The organism is Vulgatibacter incomptus (genome assembly GCF_001263175.1).
Classification (GTDB): Bacteria; Myxococcota; Myxococcia; order Myxococcales; family Vulgatibacteraceae; genus Vulgatibacter; species Vulgatibacter incomptus.
Genome location: NZ_CP012332.1, coordinates 1,905,525 through 1,929,078, shown reverse-complemented (window position 1 = coordinate 1,929,078; position 23,554 = coordinate 1,905,525). Strand labels below are relative to the sequence as shown.

Below are 23,554 nucleotides of genomic sequence, written 5' to 3'. Positions count from 1 at the left end.
CGCCCGTGGCGCGAATCCCGATCGGCAGAAGCGAGGAACTGGTGGAGCGGGGCGCGATCCGCTTCAGGCTGCCCCGGCCGGATGGCGACGTGGAGGCCTTCGCAATCCGCTTCGAGGGACAGCTCCGCGCCTGGGTCAACGTCTGCACGCACCGGGCCCTCGAGCTCGACCTGGGGAGCGGCTCGTTCTTCGCACGGGACGGCCGCCTGCTCCTCTGCCGTGCCCACGGCGCCCTCTTCGATCCGCTGGACGGATCGTGTGCGGGCGGGGTCTGCGGAAAAGGGACGGGCCTGGCGGCCGTGAAGATCGTCGAGGAGGACGGGATCCTCTGGTCAGAGGATCCCTGATCCCGCCCGATCGCTACTTGCGCTTGCGCGCCTGGGCCTGGAGCTCCGTGGCGAGGGCACGGGCGATTCGGCGGATCGCCTCGATGTCCGCGCGGGGGAGCTTGAGCTCAGACAGCTCCGTCGCGAGGCGGCGGGCATCCGCCTTCATGGAGGCCGTCTCGTCGGCGCTGAGGAGGATGGCGGCATCGACCTCGAGGGCCGCGGCGAGGGAGGACAGCGCCTCGAGCGAGGGCGTGCGCTCGCCGCGCTCCACCATGCTCACCATCGCGTTCGAGAGGTTGGAGCGCCGCGCCAGCTCCGGCTGCGACCAGTTGCGCTCGGTCCGGAGGTTTCGTACGCGGGACGCGATTCGGCTGGAGAGATCCTTGGTCTTCGTGCTCATTTCGCCTCGACTCCGTTTCCGTGAGGGCGGCCCGTCTCATTCACGGGTTTCACGCACGGTTAACCGACTCTATGCGAAAGTGCAAGTGGACAGCATCACGAGTGGTCGTGCAACCCGGCGAATTCGTTGGAAGTTCGACATGTTGCGGCTTTGTTCTATTTGAGAGTGTTTTCGTCTACGCAGAGCGGGCGATCGGTTTTGACCCAAAAGTTCGGTGGACAAAGGATACCTGCGAAAGGGGCCCCCGAATGCGCCGAGCGTGGTCCGGCGAGAGAGGTGAAGGATGAAGGAGGCGACCTGCCCGAACTGCGGCAAGCCCACGGAGGGCCGTCCGGCGAACCCGTACGCCCCGTTCTGCTCCCGGCGTTGCCGCATGGTCGATCTCGGCCGTTGGTTCGGCGAGTCCTATCGCGTCCCCGGTCGGCCCGAGGAGTCGGAGGACGAGATACCGTCCGACCGCGGCAGGGACGAGGACGACGATCGGTAGCCAACTCGCGGCAAATGAGACAGCGAGTCCGTGTTACCCTCACCACGTGAACTACGTTGATCTCCATTGCCACCTCCTCTGGGGCATTGACGACGGCGCGAAGACCGAAGCCGACTCACTCGCGATGGCGCGCGCGCTGGTCGCCTGCGGCTTCACCGACGTCGCATGCTCGCCCCACGCTCGCATCGAGTACCCGAGCCACGACGTGTCGGCCTGCGACAGGCGGCGCGGCGAGGTGCAGGAGGCGCTCGAGAGGGAAGGCATCGCCCTGCGCCTGCATCCGAACGCGGAGAACGTGCTCGACCCCGAGCTGCCCGCGCGCCTCGAGGCGGGCAAGCGAACGATCGGGACCGGCGGCTACCTCCTCGCCGAAGCGCCGTACTTCGCCGCTCTTCCCCAGCTCACGGATCTGATCTTCCGGCTCAAGCTGAAGGGCGTCACGCCGCTCATCGCCCACCCCGAGCGCTGCAAGGAGTTCGAGCGGGCGGGGCGGGCGGCCGAAGCGGTGCGCGCCGGCGCCCGCCTGCAGCTCGACATCGGCGCTCTCATCGGCCGGTACGGGCGGACGCCCAAGAAGCTCGCGCGCTCGTTCCTGGAGGAGGGGCTCTACAGCGTCGCTTCCACGGATCTCCACTCGCCGACCGACGCGGCCCGATGGGTCGGCGAGTCGATCGCGGAGCTGCGCAAGCTGGCCGGCGAGGCCGCGTCGAAGCGCATGCTCTCGACCTCTCCCGGCGCGATCCTCCGCGGCGAGCCGCTCGAATAGTTCTGCATCCGAGCGCGTAGATCGCGGTTGACAGTCTCCGGCCCGATCCCTATCCTCCGCGCCGTTTTCGACCTGCGGCTAAGTAGCTCAAGGGTAGAGCACTGGTCTCATAAGCCGGTTGTTGGTGGTTCGAATCCACCCTTAGCCACCATGCGGCCCCCTTCGCATCTGCGAAGCGGGGCCGCTTCCGTTTTCGCGGTCGACTCCCCCGAGGCTCGACGCTCGGCGTCGGCGATGTCGGACCCTCCGGATAGAGTCCGGTGCCGACGCGAACGACGGGGGCGCAGATGGACACGAACCACGATCCGGCAGGTGTCGACGCAGCTGTCGAGAAGGGCCTGCGAGCGGCGCTCTGGCTCGTCCGGGGGATCTCGGGCCGGGCGATCGCTGCTGCGGCGGCGAGCTTCGGCAGCCTCGAGGCCGCCTGTGCGGCGCCACGGGAGGCGCTCGCTGCGGCGATGGGCCTCGGCCCCGGGGGCACGAAGCAGCTCCTCGCCGCGCCGGACGACCTGCTCTCCTGGGCCCGCAGCCACGTCTCCCAGGTCGCCGCTCGAGGCGGGCGCCTGCTGCTGCGCGGTGACGACAGCTATCCGGACCTGGGAACCCTCGCCGATCCGCCGGAGGCGATCTGGCTCCGGGGCGCCATGGCCCTGGCTTCGGACGGCTGCCTCGACGCCGTCGCCATCGTAGGAGCGCGGCGGGCCGACCTCGGGGCGGCGCGGCTCGCCCTGGGCTTCGGGGCGAGCGTCGCGGCGGCGGGCTTCGCGGTGGTCTCGGGCGGCGCCCTGGGCGTGGACGCCGCCGCCCACCAGGGCGCCCTCGACGCCGGCGGCCGCACGGTCGCCATTCTCGGGAGCGGCGTGCTCCGCCCCTTGCCCGCCAGCAACCGCCGGCTGTTCTCGCGGATGTTGGCGTCCGGAGGGGGCCTGGTCTCCGAGCTCCCTCCGCTGGAGCCCGCGAGGGCCGAGCACTTCCCCCGCCGCAACCGCCTGATCGCCGCCGTCGCGAGGGCCGTGGTGGTCGTGCGGGCAGCAGCGGGCAGCGGCAGCCTCTACACGGCCCGGGCCATGCGCGCCTTGGGCCGGCCGGTCTACGTCGTGCCCGCGCCCGAGCTCGGGCCGGCCTCGGCGGGGGGCGAAGCGCTCCTGGCGGATGGCGCCATCGCGGTCCGGACTCCGGCAGAGCTCGTCGACGCCCTCACCGGTCGTCAGACGGAGGCGGAGCGAACCCTCGATCCCCTCGAGGGCCGAATCCTCGCCGCGATGGATCCGCTTCCGGCGGGCGTGGCGGAGGTGGCCGGGATGCTCGGGATGTCCGCTTCCGAGGTCTCGCGGATCGTCGCTGGCGCTTGTGCACGCGGCCTCGCGAGGCCCGCAGGCCCGGGCCGTTTCGTCGCGGTGCGGAGCTGACTCGAGATGGCTTCACGAGCGCGGCCGACGGAATCGGGCCCGTTCGGGGCGGGTCCGATTCTTCGACCGCTCACTTGACCAGGGGCCTCGCGGTGGCGGGCTTCGGCGCCGGCGGCGACGGGCTCGCGATCTCCGCGGTGATGCTCTCCTCCGACGGATCGGGCCCCTTGCCGACGCTCGAGAGCTGGGCGCGCACGGCGCCCAGGTCGATCACGCCGAGCGCCGCCACCGGGAGTCGCCGCTCGTCGTTCGTGATCCACACGTGGATCTCCCGCGCGCTGCGGGGATCGTCCGTCCGCACCGCGAGCCCCTCCACGTGCCAGGCCTGGAAGGTGCCGGCGGGGACCCGGACCTCTTCGAGGCCGACGACCTTCCCCTTCAGCCGCCAGAGCTTCCGGATCCCGTAGGAGTCGAAGCAGAGGCTCTGGCCTTCGCGAAAGTCGAGGGTGCGCATCATGTACGCGGCGGAGACCGGGTCGAAGGCGTCGTTCTGGTACCGCAGGTTGGCGTGGCCCTTCTCCTTGTCCCGGAGCCAGTCGACCTTCATCAGGCTGCCGTCGCTGGGCCGCGTAAAGACGACCTGCGCAGAGCGGAGGACGCCGCCCTCGTTCGTCTCCTCTTCGTAGCGGCGGGGGTGGAAGTCCTTGGCGCGGACGTAGGAGGTCGAGCGCCCGCGGACCCGCCGGACCTTCGAGAAGAAGGAGTTGGATGCGGCCAGGGAGCGGAAGGGGAGCTCCTGCGAGGTTCCCTTGCCCACGGGCGGCATGGCGATCAGGACGAGGTTGCCGGCGCTCGCGCCCATGACGTCGATCTCGAAGGAGAGGCGCTCGCCCGCCTCCCACGGCAGCTTGGACGCCGAGGGCGGGAGGGGTGTGCACGTCTGCGCCTGGAACGCGGCGAGCTTCGTGGCGGAGACCGACTGCGCGGGCGCAGCCGCAGCGGGGAGCGCGATTCCGATGGCGAGTGCGGCGACGACGACTCTCTCGAAGAGCATGGGGCCTGCCTTTCCCGTAGGGCGATGGTAGCGCCTCTGCCACGCCGGGCTCAAATGCACGCGGAGCGTTTGAAGAAATCGCCCCCGCGGCGCGGGAACGATTTCTTCAGCTCGCGCTACGCGCGAGAGCGCTCCTTTTCGTTTGCTCGCCTCCGGCTCGCGAGCGTGTGAAGGCGCGATCGGCTGGGAGTCCGGAAGTTGCGCCTCGTGTCGGCAGACGGACGTGGCTCCGGGATATTCTGCCATCCGTCCGTTGGCCGATGGACGACCGAGCTGCATGGTCACTTCGGCCCGGCGGGTGGCGTTCCCGCGAGGAAGTCGAGGAGGCGCCCTCGGGCCTCTTCGAAGGCTGCGGGATCGTCGCGAATCCGGAAGGGCGTCGGCGCGACCGCGCTCACGACCTCCTCCGCCAGGGCGCGCCCTCCGGGCCGCGAGGCGACCAGGCGGAGCAGCTCCAGATCTTCGAGGCCGTCGCGGATCTGCTTGAGCCTCAGGCTGGGGACGGGGACCTGGCCGTCGCCGCCGATCCGGGCCGGGGAGCCCGGGTAGAGCAGGGTGCCGTCGCCGTTCCCCCCGAAGCTGCGGAGCTCGCCCGACCAGGGATTGCCGGGTGCGCGGTTGGGAGCGTAGGCGTGCACCGTGTCCCAATAGAGCTCCCCTCCGATGCCGCCGCCGAAGGCGAGCCAGCCCATGCTCCGGGCCCGGGTTCCGGGGGCGTCGATCACGTAGGTCGGCCAGCCGCGAAAGTAGTCCGGGGCCGCGGAGGGGCCCTCGCCGCAGCCGTGCGACGAGCAGCTCTGGTACCACCAGAGGAGGTTGCCCGACGCGAGGAGGGGATCGTACGCGGAGCGGGGGGCGCGCCACGCGCAGAACTCCTCGGGGCGGGACTTCACCCAGAGGCAATTCAGGTTGGGCGTCCAGACGTCGACCAGGCCGCGGAGCGAGGGATCGAGCGACGCCGTGAGGAGCACGCGGATCTTCTCGTTCGCCCGCTTGACCAGCCTGGCCCTGGCGGCGATGGCCGGTAGATCGCCCTTGGCCGGCTCGTCCTTCGCGTAGTCGAAGAGGATCGCGCTCCAGCCCTTGGACTCGTGGTGGGCCGCGATGGCGGCCCAGTAGCGGATCCGCTCGTCGTCGTCGCGAAGTCCGGGGTGGGTCCGCAGCTCCGTCGTCGTGGCCCTGGCCCCGGAAGGCAGCGCCTTCCCCTCGAGGAAGGGCCCGACCTCCCGATCGTAGCCGGCGAAATCGGGCCGGATCTCGCCGTCCGGTCCCCGCTGGAAGGGTGGCGGCTCCATGGTCCCGCCGTGGACCGAGATCCGGTGGTCCAGCAGCATCGTCCGGTAGAGGCGGTCGAGGCGGGCGATCTCCTCCGGCGTCCCCGGGCGCCCGAAGTGCCCGAGGGCCGCGCTGAGCGCCGAGAAGCCGAAGCTGGTGGGAAAGGTGGACGTGGCGGGGATCGAGGCGTTCTCGACGCGGAGGTGGAGCGGGATGGTGACACTCCCGGTCGGGAGCGTCACCTCGACCGATCCGTTCCTCTCACCCGGCGTGGCGCCAGCGGACACGCAGGCCTCGACGAGGATCGCCCGGACCGAAGCGGCGGCGACGTCGAAGGGGAAGGCCGAGCGGGGCCGGCCATCCGAGGGATCCCGATCCGGGACCAGGGGATCGGGCCAGGTTCCCGTCTTGCCCTCCGGTCCCGAGGGCTTGGCCAGCGAGAGCAGATCCTCCCGGTAGAGGCGGATCGTGACGTCGTCGCCGGGAGGAGGATTCGCCCGCGCGCGGACACCCGTCAGCGGCTCGTCTGCGGCGCCGACGGCGATCTGCGCGAGCTCGCACTCGCCTCGGAGCGCTCGCATCCGGATCTGCGAGAGACCGTTCGGGAGCGGCTCGTCCGGTCGAACCTTGACCAGGGACGAGACCACCGCGAGACCGGGGGCTTTCCGAACGCCGCCGCTTGCCGGGGAGCGTTGCGCCTCGGTGGGCGGGAGCGCCGCCGCCGCGAGGGCGACGGCGGCCACCGCGGGCCGGAGGCGAGCAAACGAAAAGAAGCGCTCTGCGGCCTTCGAGAGCGCCATGCGACCCCCTTAGAGCGCCACGCCCTTTCGAGCGCTGGCGAGTTCGGCTACCACCGAGCCCAGGACGAACTCGGCTTCCAGGCGCAGCGGGAGGTGGCGCTCGTCGGCGGAGAACCACGTCTTCAGGTCGCGCTTGGATTCGAAGTTGCCCTCGAAGCCGAGCTGGACCCGGGTGAGGATCGCGTCGAAGGTCCCCGCGCCGACCTTCACCTGCTCGCGGCGTTCGACGATGCAGCGCAGGCGGAAGACCTTCGACCCGTCGAAGACGTCGACCTCCTCCACGGTGCCGGGCTTCAAGGGCCGGGAGCGGAGCGCCATCATCGCGCCGGCGATGTCGTAGGCGCCTGCCGGGATCTCGTAGGAGCGTACGGACTTCTCTCCGCTCCACTCCTTCACCCGGGTGACCTCCGCCTTGCCCGTGTCGTGGTCGAGCCGCGATTTGCTGCGCCGCCGTTTGCCCCGCTCGTCCGCGTAGAACTCGTTCCCGACCACGCGGCCGGTGGCCGGATCCCACCACGAGACGAAGCGATCCTTCACGGAGTAGATCGCGTCGAAGACCGAGTCGGTGCGCGCCTGGACCACCAGTGGCCAGGCTGGGACTCCGTCGCGGTCGGTGGAGGAGCCCACGCTGATCCGCGCCTTTCCGGCGGTCATCCCGAGGGCGGTGACGTCGTAGACGAGCTCCTCGCCCGGCGTGAACGGCGCGACCTTGGACTTCTCCTCCGGATCCGACACGGGAGCCCTCGCCTCGAGCGCCTGCCCGGCCGTGGCCGCGACGGCCGTCTCCGGCGCGGGCCCGGTGGGGCCGGTTGCCCCCGCGGTGGCAGCTACCGTCCCGATGAGGATGGCGACTAGGTGGTGGCGACGCATGTCTCGCTGCCTTTCGTTTCAGGGTCTGCCGGATCATGACGGATCTCCCTGACCGATGTTCACGGAGACGCTCGAATAGGGGGTCGTTTGCCTCCAGAGGGCCAGATCGGGCGGGCCGGGGGTCGATTGCTCGGCAGCGAGGCTCTCCCTAGCTTCCGACATGGCGTCTGGGATGGGGATGGCCCTGCCAGGTCGGCCCCACGGGGGCGTTTGGATCGTCCTCTCGTTGGTGGTCGCGGCGGCAGGATGCAGCAAGACTTCGGCGGACCGCGGGCCCATCGAGTCGCCGAAGCAGCCGACCTGGCGTGCGATCGCCGGGATCTCGATGGGAGCCATGGGCGCGACCTTCCTCGGCGCGGCCCATCCGGATCGCTTCGACGCCATCGCGTCGCTGGGCGGTCCGCTGGACGTGGGCCATTTCCTCGACTCCCTCGAGAGCCGGTACCTGGGGGGCTTCTGCACGCTCCCGGAGCTCGAGCGGATCCTCGCGGATCACCCGGGACACCCTGAGGTGTTGAACGATCCGGCCATGCTGCCGTGTATGGGCCCTTCACCGGCGCGGATGGCCACGGTGCTCCCCGAGCGCTCGCAGCAGTTCAACCGTTGGCTCTACACCTCGAACGGCGGCTCGTTCGACCGCGACTCCTACCTCGACCTCTTCGAGGACCTCTCCCGGGCGTTCGGCAACCCTCTCGTCTCCAATCCCTCGTCGCCGCTCTACCCACCCGGGATCGGCGAGGCGCTGGCCGCGAGGGGCGCGTCGATCTGCGACCAGCCGGTGGTGCTCCACGGCGTCTACAACAAGGAGTACAACCCGGACGGCCGCTACCCCGTGGTCTCCTTCTGCGACGGCGAGGAGCCCGTTCCCTTTTGCACCGGGAGCGGGCGTGCGGTGGACCTCTGCAGGGAGCCCGATCCGGCCGCGGCCTGCGCGGGCGACGGGGGCGTGGGCTTCGCGAGCCCCTCCGATCAACCCGCGCTCTTCCGCGAGCGTGCAGGGGTGTACGACCCATGCACCTCCCATTCGCGCCCGGTGACCTTCGCCCTCGCCGTCGACCTGAACGGCAACGGGAAGCGCGACTTCGGCGAGCCGATCCTGGTGAACGCCCACGAGCGCTTCGCAGACGTGGGCGTCGACGGCTGCCCGAACGAGCTGGAGGACGGGAAGGGCGGCTGCGTGCGCGATCCGGCCCTGAGCCCCCACGCCCGCGGCGTCAGGGATCCCAACGGCGACGACTACCACTGGCGGGACAATCCCCTCGGCACGGAGGGCAACGGCGTCTACGATCGGGGCGAGCCCTTCGAGGACTACGGTCTGGATGGGGTCCCCGGGACCGGCGACTACGGCGAGGGCGACGGCGTCTTCACGGAGCTCCCGGCCCGCGCCCGCTGGCGCTCGGCGGATGGCCGCGGCCGGATCCGCGGATGGAGCGACGCCACGCGCGACCGGCTCTCGTACTACGCCGACGGCGGGATCCGGGACCTCTTCGGCTTCGACCTCTCGGCGGCCATCACCTGGGGTGAGGTGGCGTCGCACAGGCCCTCCGCGTCTCGCGCCTTCCTCCGGCTGCGAGAGCTCCCCGGCGCGCCGAGCTCGGACTGGACCTTCGCGCCTCTCACGATCCCGGCGAACGCGCTCCCGCGGAACATGCTCTTCCTCTACGGGAACCAGGGCGCGACGGAGGCCGAGATCGCGCAAGGGGATGGCGACCACGCCGGCACGATCGTACAGGCACTCGACCGGCTCCTGCTGGTCTTCCGATGGCTCTCGGATCGCTGGAGCGAGCGGCCGGATCCGCCTGGGGACAAGTCGTCGTTCGCTTCGCGCGCCTCGGCCCGGGTGTTCCGCTCGGCGGCGCTCGGCGGCGTGGATCGGGACTACGGGATCGTCCTGCCCCCGGGGTACGACGACCCCGCCAACGCCAACGTGCGCTACCCCGTGCTCTTTCTCCTCCACGGCTACGGGATGAGGGCCACGGGGCCCGGCGGCTTCTACCAGCAGGTGATGCTCTTCGACGGGCAGATGGCCAGCGGTCGCATCCGCAAGATGATCCTGGTCTTCCCGTCCGGGCGGTGCTGCTACCGGAATTCCCGCACCGGGGAGAGGGTGTGCACCGAGTACGGTTCCGGAGGCGAGGCCTCGGCCGACGATCCCGACCTCGTCCGCCTCTGCCGATCGGGGACCTTCTTCGTCGACTCGGCGGGCAGCGGCGACCAGGACGCCATCTCCTACGAGCAGTCCTTCTTCGAGCTGATGGACGAGGTGGCCGCCCGCTTCCGGGTGCTGCCCTGACTTCAGACCATTTCAGCCCGCCCGCTCCGTGAGCTCGCGGTCGATGGCGAGCTCCACCGCCTTGGGCCGGCCCTTGTTCACGCGTACATAGATGACGCCGGCGCCGCGGCATGCCTGGCTGAGGCGCCCGTCCTCCTTGTGGGCCAGGAAGCCCGTGGCGGCGAGGACGAGGTCGTAGGATCCCGAGCCGATCGCCTCCACCGCCGCCTCGACCCTGCGGGGCGAGCTCTCGGTCCAGTCGAGGTCCTCGAAGCGAAAGGTCTCCACCAGGCGCTCGCGGAGGAGCTCGTCGGCGCGATTGCCCACGAAGAGCGCCCTCTTGCCCCGGGTGCACGCGAGGATCCGCTCGTCGGGCAGCGCGTGGGGCTCGGCTGCGCTCGCCTCGAGCGTCTCCTCTTCCTCCGGAGGGGGAACCGTGGACGGCTCGGCGGCGCGGACGAAGGCCTGGTGGAACTTGGCGAGCCGGCGCCGGAGCTGCTTCGAGGGCTCCCGGAGATCATCCTCGCGGATGGCGAGGATCCGCTCCCGCTGCTCGAACGTCGCCGCGACGATCGCCGCCTGGTGGGTCGAGGTCAGCGGCAGGGCTTCCTCCAACCAGCCGATCCACGCTTGGTTGGGGGCCAACGGCCCGGGGATGGTGCGAAGGACGCGCGCCAGGGCCTCGGCGTCCCGGCTCGCGGCGCCGGCCCGCTCGTGCACCGTCGACCAGCTCCGAGGGGGGCGGTAGGCGGGATCGAGGACCTCGACGGCGTCGCCCGGATCCAGGCTGTACTGGCACCAGAAGCGGAGCCTCCCCGCGAGCGCGGCCCACCCCTCGGGATCGGCGACCGCGTTCCGGAGCCAGCGGACGTCCTGGGACCACGCGAGGAGGAGGGCCTTGTCCGGCCGCTCCTGTCCGCTCTCCGGGCGCTTCCCCAGGGAGCCGCCGATCCGTTCCACGGCTGCGATGGTTTCGCGGAGCAGCCGCTCCGGATCCGGCGGGGGCGGGGCGAGCTGAGCGGCGTCCGCCCAGCCGTGCTCGTCGAAGCCGGTGGCCGCGTCCTCTTCCCGGCACCTGCGGAGGGCCTCGGCGGCTCGTCGTGCGGTCTCGGCCCAGGTCGTCGGGGCGGCGCCAGGAGCGAGTCGGAGATCCCGCGCCGCATCCCTCGGCCTGGCGCTGAGCTGGAACGCGGCGATCATCCCCGGCCACCAGGCCTCCGAGAGCCATCGGAGCGTCTTGACGAGAGCGGGGACGGCCTCCTCGATCTCGAGGTTGAAGGGCATCCGCTCCTGGACGCTGCGGGCCGAGGCGAGCCACTCGAGGATCACCAGCCGCTGACGCCGAGGGCTCATCAGGGCGACGCCCCTTCGCCGGGTTTCGATGTCGGCGGAGATTCGCGAGAGCTCGAGGAGCCCGTCGGCGACCGACTCCCTGCTGGCTGGGAGGGCGATGACGCGATCGCGTCGCTCCGGGGTAGGCGGGAGCAGGTCGTGATTCGGATGCCGGAGTTCCGCTGCGAGAGATGAGGCCGCCGGCGCCTCGTGCTCCTCTGCGACGACGAGGGACAAGCCAACCGTCGGGCCGGGCGCGGGAGCGACGGCGTCCCCGAATGGGGCGACGAGGAGCTGCGCTTCCGGCGCCGGAGGATCCGCCGTCGTTACGAGCCACGCAACGGGTTCGACCGGGGGCGCCGATGGGATCTCGCGGGGAGCGAGCTCCGTGGATTGGGTCTGGGGACGCGGCAGGGACGGAGCGTCTGCCGGCGCCGCGATCTCATCGGCGAGGGCCAGCCGAAGGAGATGCTGCGAGAGATGAGAGGGAAGGCATTTCGCGACCGCGGCCTCGAAGGCCGCTTCGGATGTCTTCCCGCTGCCCAGCCAGGCTTCGCCGTGGCCGAGGATCAGGCACTCGGCCCATGTGTCTTCCCGTTCGAGAATTTCGTAGCCGATGCCCTTCAGTAAAGTCCGGAAGCGGATGGGGTCCAAGGGAGCTCCCTGAGACGGTGATCGAGTCACCGTTGGTTCCCATAGTACAACGAGCAGGCGCTCGTTCATCCCGCCAACCGTAACGCTGGATTTCGGACGCTGGCGGTGGTCTGCTGTAGGCATGAACGACGACTTCGACGACGAGGGGAGCTCGCGCGGCGGCGATTCCCGTTTCTTCGAGTTCGACTGCCCCGACTGCGACGCCAACAACCCGATCGGGGACGGCTTCCGCCACGGGGAGTACGTCCAGTGCGGCTACTGCGGCGTGGAGCTCCGCGCGCGGGTGAACGGCGACGGCCGTCTCGAGCTGCGAGGGAGCTGACGCCTTGCGGTGGTTGCTTGTCTCTGCGGCCCTCCTGCTCGCCGGCTGTGCCGCCCGGAGCGCGGTCCGTCCCGAGGAAGGCGGATTCTCGACGAGGCCTGCCGAGCGCCGGCTGGTGCTGCTCCACGCCTCGGACATGGAGTCGGAGCTGGTCGCCGGCGATGGCGCCACCCACGGCGGCATCGGCCGATTCGCCGCTCTCTCTCGCGCCCTCTCGTCTGGGCCCGAGCCCACCGTCTTCCTGGCCGCGGGCGATCTCTTCATGCCGGCGCCGGCGCTCCAGCTCGAGCTGGAGGGCGAGAACGTGGTGGCCCTGGCGAACAACCGCATCGGTCTCCGGGCCACCGCCCTCGGGAACCACGAGCTCGACAGGGGAGAGTCCTTCCTCGCCGAGATGGTGGCGAAGGCCGGCTACCCCATCCTCACCTCCACCGTGGACTTCGACGACGGCCCGATGGCCGCCCTCGCCGTGCGCGTCCCGCAGGGCGAGCCCAGCCCCTGGCTCGAGCTCCACCCCGGCAGGATCCTGCCTCGCGGCAAGCTCTGCGCCGGGAGGCTGGTTGTGCGGGGGGAGACGCCCGTGTGCTCGGGCATCACGTTGGGAGTCGTGGGCGCCACCACCGAGACCCTGGCGTCGATCGCCAGCACGGCCCTGGCGTCGAGGAGCGTGAGCGACTTCCCCTCGATCGTCCGGCGGGTGCAGGCCCAGGTCGACGCCCTCGGGGCGGAGGGCGTGGACATCGTCGTCCTCCTCTCCCACCTCCAGGACGTCCGGCGCGAAATCGCCCTCGTCGAGGCGGGGCTGACCGGGGTGGACGTGATCGTGGGCGGCGGCGGCGACGATCGCCTCGCCGAAAGAACGCATCGCCTGCTCCCGGGACAGGAGCCGTCGCCGGTCTGCAAAGGCGAGCCGACCTGCTATCCCCTGGTGCGTCGCGCGCGCGACGGCAAGCCAGTGCTGATCGTCGCCACGGACGGCCAGTACCAGTACCTGGGCCGGCTCGGCCTCTCCTTCGACGACCAGGGCGTGCTGGTGGGCTATGACGACGCCTCGCGGCCCTGGCCTTCCGATGACCGCTCGCTCCGGGAGCTGGGAGCCGCGCCCGCCAGCCCTGCCGGTGCGCTGGAGGCGCGCGTGCGCGACGCCCTCGAGCCCCTGGGCGAGGTGGTGGCGAGGAGCGATCGCTACCTGGACGGCGACCGGGAGAACGTGCGCAACCGCGAGACCAACCTGGGCAACCTGAGCGCCGATTCGATCGCGTGGGCGGCGAGGGCGGCAGGCGCGGAGGAGGTGACGTTCGGCCTGCGCAACGGCGGCGGCATCCGGAGCTCCATCGGCGTGGTGGATCACGACTCCTTCGAGAGGCGGGGCGGTCTCGTCCGGGTGCTCGACGTCCAGGCCGCGCTGCGCTTCGACAACCCGATCGTGGTGGTCACCGCGACCCACCGCGCGCTGAAGGAGACGTTCGAGGCGGCGCTGCGGGGCGTCGGCACCGGGCGGGGACATTTCCCCCAGGTGAGCGGCGAGCTCTTCCTGGCCTACGATCCCGATGGGACCGAGCAGGGGCAAGACGCCGGCCTTCACCCTGGGTCGCGTGTTCGGACTCTTTCAGTGGATAGCGGCGGGGCGGTGATCGAGGTCGTCCGCGACGGGATCCTGCTGGACCCCGACGCGACGATATCCTTCGCGACGCTGGACTACCTGGCGCGCGGCGGGGACGGGTGGTTCCCGACCACCGCCGAGTCCCTCGCGATCCGGACCGTGCCAGCGCAGCTGCGCGAGCAGCACGCGCTTCGGGCCTTCCTCCTCCACCTGGACGAAGCGGGCGAGTGGGAGGGAGGGAAGAGCTACGCGGACCCCGACCCGGCGCGGCCCGAGACCTTCGGCCGGATTCGGCCGCTCAAGCGTCCTCAGTAGCGGAGCCGCAGCGCGAAGTTCGTCACCCAGCCGTCGGCGGGAAGCACCGGGCCGATCTGGATCGGGTAGCCGAAGTGGAGCCTCATCGCGAGCGGCCCGGCGAGGAAGTCCAGGCCCACCGCGAGGTCGAGGGAGCGCGCGTCGAGGAGCTGTTCGTAGTGGTCGGTGACGCCGCCGAAGTCGACCGCCCCGACGCCGCGCAGACCCTCGAAGATCGCGATCCGGATCAGCCAGTCCAGCGGGAACGAGAGCTCGGCGTTCGCCACGTAGTAGTGGGTGCCCAGGAGGCGATCGTCGGACCAGTGGTAGCCCCGCAGGTTGTCGACGCTGGAGAGGTAGAACTGGCGCGAGAACCGGCCGCCGAACGCGGAGCCGGCGGCGGCCCGGGTCCAGAAGGTGGAGCGGGCGCCGAGGTAGAAGAAGTGCTGGAGGTCGAACTCGGCCCAGCCGTTCACCCCAGCCCCCCCGACGTTCAGGCGCTGCGGCAGGATGGAGGTGCCCGCCGCGAACAGCACGGTCGAGCCGGAGATGGGGCCGACGAAAGGGTGGTAGCGGAGGGTGTCGAGACCGTAGCCCGCGGTGGCCAGGAGCTGCAGGTCGTTCCCGCCCGTGAGCTCCTCCCACGCTGCGTCTCGGGTCCCGCGACGGTCGGTGAATCGCGAGCGGTGGACGCCCTCCACCGTGAGCAGCACGTCCATGCGCTCGAAGCGGTTGAAAGGGTAGGAGAGCCCGCCCATGGCGCCGAACTCCCGCTCCAGGAAGAAGTCGGGGTTGTCCGGCAGCGCCGGTGTGCCGAAGGTGCGGTCGCGCTTGGGCTGGAAGGTATGGAAGATCCCGGCGAGCCAGGTGGTGCGCTGCGAACGGTCGAGGAAGATCGCGCTGGCGTCGGTGAAGTCGAGGCTGCCGTAGACGGCGAGCTGGACGGCGAGCAGGCGATCGCGAAGCAGGTCCGAGAACGAGATCCCGCCGACGGCCACGGTCTGCGTCCCCACCTGGATGCCGCCCATGTCGATGCCGAAGTGATCGAAGGGCCTGTATTCGGGGGCCACCTCGGGCAGTCGGAGGATCGGGAGAGGGCGAGGCGTGGGATCGTAGTCCGCGGCGATGGGGGGCCTCCCGTCGAGCCGGAGGATCTCCACGGGGGGGAGCCGCGCCAGGCGGAAGTGGCCGCCGTGCACGATGATCCCGTAGAGGCTTCCCTTGGCGCCCACGGCCGGCGAGCGGATCAGCGTGGAGACGTCCGTGATCCTCCAGGCGACCCCATCCTCGATCCGGTAGAGATCCCACCGCCCGCCCAGGTTCGAAGCGTAGACGAGCCCGGCCGGTGTGAGCACCGGACACTCCTTGATCGAGCGGTCCGCGACCACGACCCGAATGGCGCCGGTCTCGGGATCCAGGAGCCCGATGTTGGCGTCGCCGTCGGGAGCCGCGTCGGTGGCGAGGTAGATCCCGTCGGCGGTCCAGGACAGGCCGCTCTTGGAGAAGGGCCCCTGGGTCACACGGCGCAGGGACGAGAATCCCTCGTCCACGTCCATGATGTAAACGTCTTTGAAACCGTTGGTGTCAACTCCCGAGAACGCGATCCGCCGCTCGTCCGGAGAGAAGGTCGGATCTCCGCCCTCGAGGATGTGGTGCTTCACCAGCTCGAAGGAGCGTCGGTCGGTGATTCGGAAGAGGTCGCTCGATCCCTCCGGCGGCTTCTCGAGGCGCGCCACGGTGAGCACGTCAGCCTCGCCGGCGCGGCCGATCCAGGCGATCCGCTCGTTGCCGAGCGCAAAGGTCCGCCGGGAGATCAGGTGGAGGGACTCGAGGCCCGGGCGGGAGTCCCTGACCACGAGCTGCGATTTGCCGGGATTGTCCCCTTCCAGCAGCCAGAGCGAGCCTTCGCCGAGCTCCCGATCGAAGCCGCGCATCAGGAGGGTCTTGCCGTCCGGCGAGGCCACGACCAGCTCGGCCTCGACCGGGACGTTGTCGATCGGTTGGAGGGAGGGAACCCGCGTCCGGGCCTGGTCGTAGGCGGGCAGGTAGCGCCGCTGGATCCAGTCGGCGAAGAGCCTCTCGATCGTCTCCTTGTCGTAGCCGGTGCCCATCTTCACCAGCTCGGGGAACTTCACGCCCGCGCCGCGCTCGTCGGCGAGGCCCATGGTGCTGGCGTTCTTCAGCAGCCAGATGATGAGCTCCCTGCCGAAGGTGGCGCCCATGAAGGCAACCCGGAGCTGGCCCAGCTTGTAGGTGTGGACGTACCCCATGGGATAGTCGGAGTAGAAGGGCGGGATCAGGTAGCCCTCGAAGGGCGAGGATCGATAGAGAAGATCCCGCGCCCATGCCTCGGTGTCGGGATCGAGGCCCGGAAGCGAAGGGCCCGAAGCGCCTCGGGGCTCCGGCCCCGGCTTGCCGTCCGGATCCATGCCGCCGTAGGCCGCGTACTCCGCCAGTCCCTCGATGAACCAGAGCGGAAAGCCTCCGAGGCCGCCGGGCCTCCCCGCCGCTTCACCGGCCGAGCGCACGATCTGGATCGTGAACTCGTGGGTGAGCTCGTGGGTGGAGGTGTGCCGGTATTGCTCCAGATCGCCGAAGAAGGGGAGGGTGAGCGTGAGCTCGCTGGGGCTCGTGACGCCGAGGACGCCCTCGCTGATCGGAAAGAGGTTGGTGGCCTGGAACTCCAGGTGGGTGGCGTAGAGGACGTAGGGGACCTCTCGCTCCGGGACGTAGTCGAAGGCCCGGGCCAGCTGCATGTATTGCTCGCGGATCACGCCGGCCGCGACCTCTGCCGCCTTCGTCTCTGACTGATAGTAGAAGAGACGAACACCTGCGCCGGGCAGCTGCGGGAGCAGCACCTCCTTGAACTTGAATCCGTACCACCGCACCTGGTTCTGGCCGGGGGTTCGTGGAACGACGTAGACCTCCGGCAGCGCCCCGGGAGGCTGGAGCGCCGGGAGCGCGAGACCGAGGCCCGGGTGCCTGGGACCGCCGCCCTCCCGCGCGAACGGAAGGGGGGCAGCAACGGCAGGGCCAGGCCATCCGAGCAGCACGGCAAGGAGCGGCAAGAGTCGGGCTGATCGCACGAAGGGCCCTGCGATCCGGCACTCGAGGCTTCGAATGACCGGTGCCGACACGGTAGGGCGCCCCATCCCGAGCGGCAACGGCTCGACCGGGCGCCTCCCGGATGCGGTTCCGCCCCCTCGGTGAGCGAGCGCTACCGCCCCTCGGCGGTTCAACGGTTTGACATGGAAGTAGCGCCGAGTTTTCCTAGCTCCTCGTCGAGTTCGGATGATTCCACCCGTTCGGGATACGGCCCATTCAGGCTCATGTCTTGAAATCAGGTGTGGATCCGGGAGGTTGCATGAGCTGTCTCCGGTTCCGGTTTCACGCGAAGTCACTTGTTCTGCCACTTTTCCTGCTGATCGCCGCGTGCGGTGGCAAGAAAGGCTCGGGCGCCAAGGAAATCCCGCCGCAGGTCCTCGAGCTCCGCGCCGATCCCCCCGTGATCGACGCCGGAGGGACCTCGGAGATCGCCTGGAAGACCCGCGACGCGCTCCGGCTCCTCCTCGTCGACGCCAGCGGTCACGAGATCGATCTCGGCGGCGCTCCGGCCGCCGACGGGCGCGTCGAGGTCCACCCGAGCGCCTCCACGACCTACGAGCTGACCGCGATTGGAGCCCGCGATCTCGAGGCGAAGGGCTCGGTCACCGTGACCGTCCGAAGCGCTCAGGGCCCGCAGGTGGTCTCCTTCACCGCCACCCCCGCGAAGGTGGCGCCGGGCGAGCCTGCCACCCTCGCGTGGACGACCACGAACGCCGATTCGATTCGGATCCACGACGGAGCGGGGCACGACCTGGAGCTCGGCAGCGCCGGTCCCGGCGAGGGATCGATCGTCGTGAACCCCGATCGGACCACGACCTACACCCTCGAGGCGAAGCGAGGCGAGGAGGTGGCGAGCCGGAGCGTGAAGGTGGAGGTCGAGGGAAGTGATCCGAGGGTGGAATTCGCCGCAGCGAGCGGCGCGATCGATTTCGGCTCGACGACCGTGCTCTCCTGGTACGTGACCGGCGCGGTCCACGTGACCATCGGCGACGGCTTCGGCGCCACTGTGGCAGAAGGCGACGGTCCTGCGGGCGAGGCGACCGTCGCGCCCACGCGCACCACGACCTATTCGCTCGTCGCCTCGCTCGGGGACGGAAGTGTCGACGCGTTTGTGACGGTGCGTGTGCTGCCGGTGATCACGTCGTTCGAGGCGGAGTTCCACGGGGATGTCCTCGCCGGAGACCTCTTGCCGTTGAGATGGACGACGAGGGGCGCCGAGAGCCTGACCGTCTCCAATCTCGAGGGCTTCATCGCCGATATCCCCGAGAGCGCTCGGAGCGAGGGCACGTTCGCCGCACCGGTGGGAACCGGCGGCGTCTTCTCCCTCGTGGCGAAGCTCGGCTCGGAGGAGGTGACGACCCTCCTCCCGGTGCCCGTGCTACATCCTCCGGAGCACGCGAGCCTAACTGCGACGCCGTCGCTCGTGACCGCGACGACGGTGGAACCGGCCCTCGTCCGTCTCGATTGGAGCGCGAGTCCTGGTGCGCACGCGACGATCGAGGCGATGCCCGGCGGCGTGGTCGAGATCGCCGGGGACGCCGAGAGCGGTTCCGTCGAGGTGGAGGTTTCGGTCGACACGGCCTTCGTGCTCACCGCCACCAACGCCGCGGGCAACTCCACCGCGATGGCGGCGGTGCGCGTGGTGGCCCCGGCGATCGTAGACTCCTTCACCGCGACTCCTGCACGGGTCGGCGCGGGAGAGTCCTTCGAGCTGGCCTGGACGACGACCGGCGCGACCGCAGTCGAGCTGCTCCAGGACGGCGCGAAGCTGTCCGTGGAGGCCCATCTCACGACAGGGACGTACGTCGCCCAGATCGCCGCGGACTCCACCTTCACGCTCCGCGCAATGAACGAGGCGGGCGACCTCGTGGAACAGGCGCTCGCCGTGTCGGTGGGCGCGCCCATCGTCGTCTCGTTCGACACCGACAAGACGACGGTCAATATGGGTGAGACCGTGACCTTCTCGTGGGTCAACCTCGGCGGGATCGTGCTCTGGGTCGAGGGGCCGGACGGCCCGATCCCGGCGTGCGCGACCTCGGTCCTGGGCGGGGTCGCCAGAGGCTCCTGCGCAGTCGCGGCGCCGACCGCGGCGGGCGACTTCGTCTACGAGCTCGTGGTCACCAACGGCGTGGGTGGAGAGGGCCGGCGATCGATCACCATCTCGGTCCAGGGCGGCCCCGTGATCGCCTCCTTCACCCGGAGCGCGCCGCGGATCACCGCCGGTCAGAGCGTCAGCCTGCGCTGGGACGTGAGCACCGACGCGAGCGGGGTCGCGGCAGAGCTCGCCCTCGTCGACGACCTCGGGACCGCGTACCCCATCGCAGGCCTGCCGGCCCAGGGATCGCTCGATGTGCACCCTGCCGTCGGCGACCGCACGTTCACGCTGACCGCCTCGACCCCCGGGTACGCGCCCTCGACGGCGACGGTGTCCGTGGAGGTCCTCGATGCGCCGACCGTGACGCTCGCTGCCAGCACGCCGTCCTACGATCCGGGCTCGGGAATCCCCATGACCCTCTCGTGGACCGCGGCTCACGCGACCTCGCTGCGAATCGAGGCGCTGGACCCCGACGGGAACGAGGGCACGGAGATCTTCGTCGCCACGCCTGCGCAGGTCGCCGCCGGTAGTGGCAGCCTGCAGGTCAGCCCGGAGGTGGCCTCGGCCTGGCGTGCCATCGCGACCAACGAGCTCGGCGCCCAGGTGACGGCTTCGGCGTACGTCGACATGGTGGAGGCGGAGATCGTCTCATTCGTGGCGACGCCGGATCAGATCCTGGCGGGCACCACGTCGACGCTCACGTGGGAGACCCGGGGCGTCTCGCACATCGACGTGAACGTGCCCCGCGGGTACTCCATCGAGAGGACGACCGAGCCCTTCATCGACGTGAGCGGAAGCGCGACGGCGCGGACCACGCCCCTCGACAACTGCGATTCGAGCTGGCTCGACGAGGGCTGCCCCCTCGTGAGCTTCCCCGATGGCTTCGCCTTCCCGTTCGACGGGGCGGATCGCACCCGGGCCCGCATCTACGAGAACGGATTGATCAGCTTCGACCTCGAGCGCACGGGGTCCAACTTCATCCACTACGAGCTCCCTGACGACTACGTCGGCTACGTGCACCTCGCGGCGTTCTGGGACGATCTCGACAGGGTCGATACCGGCGACGTCCTCTACGACGTCGGAGTGGGCGACGACGGCAGGCAGTACCTCGTGGTCCAGTGGAGCCACGTCCAGCTCTCCGGCAACCCCGCGGATCTCAACTTCGAGATCGTGCTCTGGGAGGACGGCAGCTTCGAATACCGATACGACTCCATGTGGAGCGACGAGAATCTCTCGCGGGCCCGCGGGGACAACGCGACGATCGGCTACCAGAACACCTCGGGCTCGGAAGGGACCACGATCTCCTACAGCACCGAGGTTCCGGATCTCGAGGGTACCGGATACCGCTTCGCGTATCCGTCGCTCGGACCCAACGGGTCCGCGATCGTGAGCCCGAGCGCCACCCAGGTCTACACCCTGACCGCCTACGGCTACGACGGAACCCAACACACAGCGACCACGACGGTGACGGTCGAGCAGCCCGTGGTAATCGTCTCGGCCTCCGCTCCCGCGGACGTCGACGTGGGCGACACCTTCGAAGTCCGGTGGATCGCGCGCGACGCTCTTACGGTCACTGTTTCCGACGAGACGGGAGTCGTGTGCATATCGGGACCCGGTGAGGTTCTCGACGAGGGAACCTGCACCTTCCCGGATGCCACGGAGGGCGCCAAGACCATTACCGTCGAGGCGACCGGCGCCATGGGCTCGACGGCGAGCCGTACGATCCAGGTACTGGTCTGGGTGCCGTTCGGCCTCGATTCGTTCGAGGTCGCCGATGATGTGATCGATCCGGGGGGCTCCACCACGCTCGCCTGGCTCACCCACGGCGCGGAGACGCTCACGCTCACGGCAAACGGCCTCCCGCTCGATGTCTCCGGATACGACTTCTCGAGCGATACCTACGTCGCCGCTCCGGAGGTCTCCACGATCTACGAGCTCACGATCGCCCGAGAGGACGGCCGGAGCTTCACGCAGCGGCGCTCGGTGCGTGTGCTGCGCGTCCAGCTGGACGCCGCCAGCGCTGGCGACTCCCGCATCGTCGTAGGTGGATCGACGACGGTCTCGTGGAGCGCGAGCTCCCCGTCGGGCGATCCGGTGTCGGTCCTGATCTTTGGCACGGCGCTCGACGAGCTCGATCCGGACGAGGCGCCCTTCATCGACATCAGCGCGACCGGAACCGAGCTGACGTGGCTCATCGACGCGGATTCCGCCGCCGAGGACGTGTACTTCCCGAACGGCTTCACGTTTCCGTTCGCTGGGGAGGACAGGACCGCGGTTCGCGTGATGTCCGACGGCTTCCTGAGCTTCGACCCGGAGCAGGGGACGTTGGCGTACCACGACCGCCTCCCGTCCAGTTGGAACCCCGGCGTGCATCTCGCGCCGTTCTGGGACGATCTCCACTCCTACGAGACGGGCCACGTCTACGCGCAGCTCCTCGACGACGGTGGTCAGGATCGCTTCGTGATCCAGTGGAAGGGCGTTCAGTATTACGACTGGCCCGCGCCGGGCGCCAATCTGAACTTCGAGGTGATCCTCTTCCCGAATGGGAGCTTCGAGTTCCGCTACGGCGCGATGATGGGACCCGACCAGGAGCGGGCCGACGGAGGCAACGCCACCGTCGGCTACCAGGACCCCTCTGGCGAGATTGGTTCCACCTTGAGCTACAACCGGGCGATGGCGGGCGGCCTCTCGAACCGCGCGTGGCGCTTCGAGGGAGCTCGTGATGCGACCGGGTCGGCACAGGTGAGCCCGGGGCGCGATGGACGGATCGTGATCTGCGCCCAGACGACGGGCGACATCGACTGCCAGACGATCGTCGTCGAGGTCCTGCCGCGCGGGTTGGTCGCGATCACCGAGCTCCAGATCGATCCCTCGGGTGGCCCCACCGCCCAGTGGTTCGAGATTCGGAACCTCTCGCCGGCGCCCATGGATCTCGAGGGGATGGTCATCTGGTCGGGCGACCAATCCCACGTGATCGAGTCGGGCGGTCCGCTCCTCCTCGCGTCCGGTGCCTGGTTCACCTTCGCCGCCAGCGACTCGCCGGGCTTCACGCCCGACTACGTCTACGACGACATCACCCTCGACTCGACGGAAGGGGATCTCTCGATCGGACTCGGCGGCGTTCCGATCAGCCAGGTCGCGTGGAACTCGTGGTGGACGATCCCGCATGGGGCGTCGCTCGCGCTCGACGGAACCTGGCAGACGCAGCGCCAGGCGGGAGACCTCACCCCTTCGTTCGCCTGGTGTGTCTCGACCTCGACCTACGGCGAAGGAGGCGACCTGGGGTCGCCCGGAGCGGGTGGGGTCGACTGTTACTCTGAGTACGACGTCGACTTCTACTCGACGAAGCCCTTCATCGACATCTCGGCCACCGGGACCGAGCTCCCGGACGTGAACTCGGACTACGGCCAGGCGGAGATCCCGGGAGGCATCCCGTTCCACTTCCCCTACTACGGTGGAAGCGATCCGGTCACCACGGTCTACGTCCAGGCGGATGGCACGGCCTACTTCCTGGACGACTGGTGGTGGCCCGCTTGGGACGGCGGGATCCTCCGCGTGTACGACGCCGACCTCACCGATCAGCCGGGCTCGAAGTTCCAGTACGAGGTGATGACCGTGGGGCCCTCCGATGTGCTCATCCTCCAGTGGACGGGCTTCAAGCGGTACTACGAAGAGGGCTCCCTCACGTTCCAGATCCAGCTATGGGAGGGGGGCGACATCGTGTTCGCCTACGACGAGATCGCCGGCGGACCCGAGTACTTCGACGACGCCTCGGCAGGGGTCTTCGCCATCGGCGGCTTCGAGTCGTTCGAGTACGAGGATGGGTTCCGGTCCGGGCAGTCGATGTACTTCCACTACCGGTAGACGAAGTGGAAACGGCGCCCGGGGAATCCCGGGCGCCCCGCACACCAGGCTGCTCAGCCGGGGAGGACCCCGAGGCTGCGGAGCGAGATCACGGCCTCCGCCAGGGGGAGGCCGACGACGTTCGTGTAGGAGCCGGAGATGGCCTCGACGAAGCTCGCGGCGCCGCCCTGGATCCCGTAGGCGCCCGCCTTGTCCATCGGCTCTCCCGTCGCGACGTAGCGGTCGATCTCCTCCCGCTCGAGAGGGCGGAAGCGCACCTGGGTCCTCGCGACGAGCTCCTCTACGGCGGTCGGGGCTCGGATCGAGACCCCCGTCACCACCTCGTGGGTGCGGCCGGAGAGCGAGAGGAGCATGGCGCGGGCCTCGTCCGGATCCCGTGGCTTGCCCAGGGCCCGGCCGTCCAGGACCACGACCGTGTCGGCGGCGAGCACGACCGCGTCCGGCCGGGAGACACGGACCGCTTCCGCCTTCTCTCCCGCGAGACGGAGCGCGGCGGCGTCGGGCGCCTCTCCCGGCTCGATGTCCTCTGGGATCCCGGGAACCGCCACGACGAAGGAGAAGCCGGCGCCCGCCAGGAGCTCGCGCCTGCGGGGAGACGCCGAGGCGAGGAGGAAGGGAGGAGAGAGGTCGGGCAAGGTGGGTCTCGTGTCTGAGATTGAGCGGAGAAGGCGCCCAAGGTAGGC

At 69.9% G+C, this 23,554-nt stretch carries 15 protein-coding genes and 1 tRNA gene; 9 read left to right on the top strand and 7 right to left on the bottom strand.

The genetic code is table 11. From position 1 onward, the window contains the following. The first annotated feature begins 5 nt into the window (after positions 1 to 5). Positions 6 to 347, top strand: a complete 342-nt coding sequence (locus tag AKJ08_RS07895) for a Rieske (2Fe-2S) protein (protein ID WP_050725568.1) — start codon at positions 6 to 8, stop codon at positions 345 to 347. A gap of 13 nt (positions 348 to 360) precedes the next feature. Here AKJ08_RS07895 and AKJ08_RS07890 read toward each other — a convergent pair whose 3' ends face one another. Continuing rightward, the gene (locus AKJ08_RS07890) at positions 361 to 729 is read right to left on the bottom strand and encodes a helix-turn-helix domain-containing protein (protein ID WP_050725567.1); all 369 of its coding nucleotides are present in this window, start codon (positions 727 to 729) and stop codon (positions 361 to 363) included. A gap of 283 nt (positions 730 to 1,012) precedes the next feature. Between AKJ08_RS07890 and AKJ08_RS07885 the strand changes: the two genes are divergently transcribed. The 4 genes from AKJ08_RS07885 to AKJ08_RS07870 all read left to right on the top strand — a co-directional run bounded on the left by AKJ08_RS07885 (position 1,013) and on the right by AKJ08_RS07870 (position 3,391). Continuing rightward, entirely contained in the window at positions 1,013 to 1,216 is a 204-nt protein-coding gene (locus AKJ08_RS07885) for a DNA gyrase inhibitor YacG (protein WP_050725566.1), read from the top strand. A gap of 46 nt (positions 1,217 to 1,262) precedes the next feature. After that, complete coding sequence (locus AKJ08_RS07880; protein WP_050725565.1) at positions 1,263 to 1,982, top strand: tyrosine-protein phosphatase; 720 nt, start codon at positions 1,263 to 1,265, stop codon at positions 1,980 to 1,982. 76 nt (positions 1,983 to 2,058) lie between these two features. Beyond that, positions 2,059 to 2,133, top strand: a tRNA-Met gene (locus AKJ08_RS07875). A gap of 109 nt (positions 2,134 to 2,242) precedes the next feature. Further along, positions 2,243 to 3,391: a DNA-processing protein DprA gene (locus tag AKJ08_RS07870; protein WP_157370563.1), complete on the top strand. Its 1,149-nt coding sequence runs from the start codon at positions 2,243 to 2,245 to the stop codon at positions 3,389 to 3,391. Between the two features lie 70 nt (positions 3,392 to 3,461). Here the strand turns inward: AKJ08_RS07870 and AKJ08_RS07865 are convergent, their stop codons facing one another. The 3 genes from AKJ08_RS07865 to AKJ08_RS07855 form a co-directional block, all read right to left on the bottom strand. Then, complete coding sequence (locus AKJ08_RS07865) at positions 3,462 to 4,385, bottom strand: DUF3108 domain-containing protein (RefSeq protein WP_050725563.1); 924 nt, start codon at positions 4,383 to 4,385, stop codon at positions 3,462 to 3,464. 281 nt (positions 4,386 to 4,666) lie between these two features. Continuing rightward, positions 4,667 to 6,460: a DUF4091 domain-containing protein gene (locus tag AKJ08_RS07860; RefSeq protein WP_050725562.1), complete on the bottom strand. Its 1,794-nt coding sequence runs from the start codon at positions 6,458 to 6,460 to the stop codon at positions 4,667 to 4,669. Between the two features lie 9 nt (positions 6,461 to 6,469). Further along, positions 6,470 to 7,330, bottom strand: coding sequence for a DUF3108 domain-containing protein (locus tag AKJ08_RS07855; protein WP_050725561.1), 861 nt, complete (start codon positions 7,328 to 7,330; stop codon positions 6,470 to 6,472). 178 nt (positions 7,331 to 7,508) lie between these two features. On the opposite strand from AKJ08_RS07855, the gene AKJ08_RS07850 reads away from it, so the two are divergent. After that, positions 7,509 to 9,623: an alpha/beta hydrolase gene (locus tag AKJ08_RS07850; RefSeq protein WP_169788778.1), complete on the top strand. Its 2,115-nt coding sequence runs from the start codon at positions 7,509 to 7,511 to the stop codon at positions 9,621 to 9,623. A 12-nt stretch (positions 9,624 to 9,635) separates the two neighbouring features. On the opposite strand, the gene AKJ08_RS07845 is transcribed toward AKJ08_RS07850, so the two are convergent. Next, positions 9,636 to 11,588 carry a hypothetical protein gene (locus AKJ08_RS07845; RefSeq protein ID WP_050725559.1) on the bottom strand — a complete coding sequence of 651 codons (1,953 nt, stop codon included), beginning with the start codon at positions 11,586 to 11,588 and terminating at the stop codon, positions 9,636 to 9,638. Between the two features lie 121 nt (positions 11,589 to 11,709). Between AKJ08_RS07845 and AKJ08_RS07840 the strand changes: the two genes are divergently transcribed. Beyond that, on the top strand, positions 11,710 to 11,910 hold the full coding sequence (locus AKJ08_RS07840) for a hypothetical protein (RefSeq protein WP_050725558.1): 201 nt from the start codon (positions 11,710 to 11,712) through the stop codon (positions 11,908 to 11,910). Positions 11,911 to 11,914: 4 nt separating this feature from the next. Then, a complete protein-coding gene (locus tag AKJ08_RS07835) occupies positions 11,915 to 13,828 on the top strand; it encodes a bifunctional metallophosphatase/5'-nucleotidase (RefSeq protein WP_157370561.1) in 1,914 nt (637 codons plus the stop codon). On the opposite strand, the gene AKJ08_RS07830 is transcribed toward AKJ08_RS07835, so the two are convergent. Beyond that, positions 13,822 to 16,875, bottom strand: a complete 3,054-nt coding sequence (locus AKJ08_RS07830; protein WP_050725556.1) for a PD40 domain-containing protein — start codon at positions 16,873 to 16,875, stop codon at positions 13,822 to 13,824. The genes AKJ08_RS07835 and AKJ08_RS07830 overlap by 7 nt on opposite strands. 296 nt (positions 16,876 to 17,171) lie before the next feature. On the opposite strand from AKJ08_RS07830, the gene AKJ08_RS07825 reads away from it, so the two are divergent. After that, on the top strand, positions 17,172 to 22,871 hold the full coding sequence (locus tag AKJ08_RS07825) for a hypothetical protein (RefSeq protein ID WP_050725555.1): 5,700 nt from the start codon (positions 17,172 to 17,174) through the stop codon (positions 22,869 to 22,871). Between the two features lie 53 nt (positions 22,872 to 22,924). Here the strand turns inward: AKJ08_RS07825 and AKJ08_RS07820 are convergent, their stop codons facing one another. Then, positions 22,925 to 23,506, bottom strand: a complete 582-nt coding sequence (locus AKJ08_RS07820; protein ID WP_050725554.1) for a Maf family protein — start codon at positions 23,504 to 23,506, stop codon at positions 22,925 to 22,927. Between the last annotated feature and the right edge of the window lie 48 nt (positions 23,507 to 23,554).

Bases quoted from the DNA above. Each gene is read 5' to 3' on its own strand.
- AKJ08_RS07890 (WP_050725567.1), bottom strand. From the start codon at position 729: ATGAGCACGAAGACCAAGGATCTCTCCAGCCGAATCGCGTCCCGCGTA.
- AKJ08_RS07885 (WP_050725566.1), top strand. From the start codon at position 1,013: ATGAAGGAGGCGACCTGCCCGAACTGCGGCAAGCCCACGGAGGGCCGT.
- AKJ08_RS07865 (WP_050725563.1), bottom strand. From the start codon at position 4,385: ATGCTCTTCGAGAGAGTCGTCGTCGCCGCACTCGCCATCGGAATCGCG.
- AKJ08_RS07860 (WP_050725562.1), bottom strand. From the start codon at position 6,460: ATGGCGCTCTCGAAGGCCGCAGAGCGCTTCTTTTCGTTTGCTCGCCTC.
- AKJ08_RS07855 (WP_050725561.1), bottom strand. From the start codon at position 7,330: ATGCGTCGCCACCACCTAGTCGCCATCCTCATCGGGACGGTAGCTGCC.
- AKJ08_RS07850 (WP_169788778.1), top strand. From the start codon at position 7,509: ATGGCCCTGCCAGGTCGGCCCCACGGGGGCGTTTGGATCGTCCTCTCG.
- AKJ08_RS07840 (WP_050725558.1), top strand. From the start codon at position 11,710: ATGAACGACGACTTCGACGACGAGGGGAGCTCGCGCGGCGGCGATTCC.
- AKJ08_RS07825 (WP_050725555.1), top strand. From the start codon at position 17,172: ATGAGCTGTCTCCGGTTCCGGTTTCACGCGAAGTCACTTGTTCTGCCA.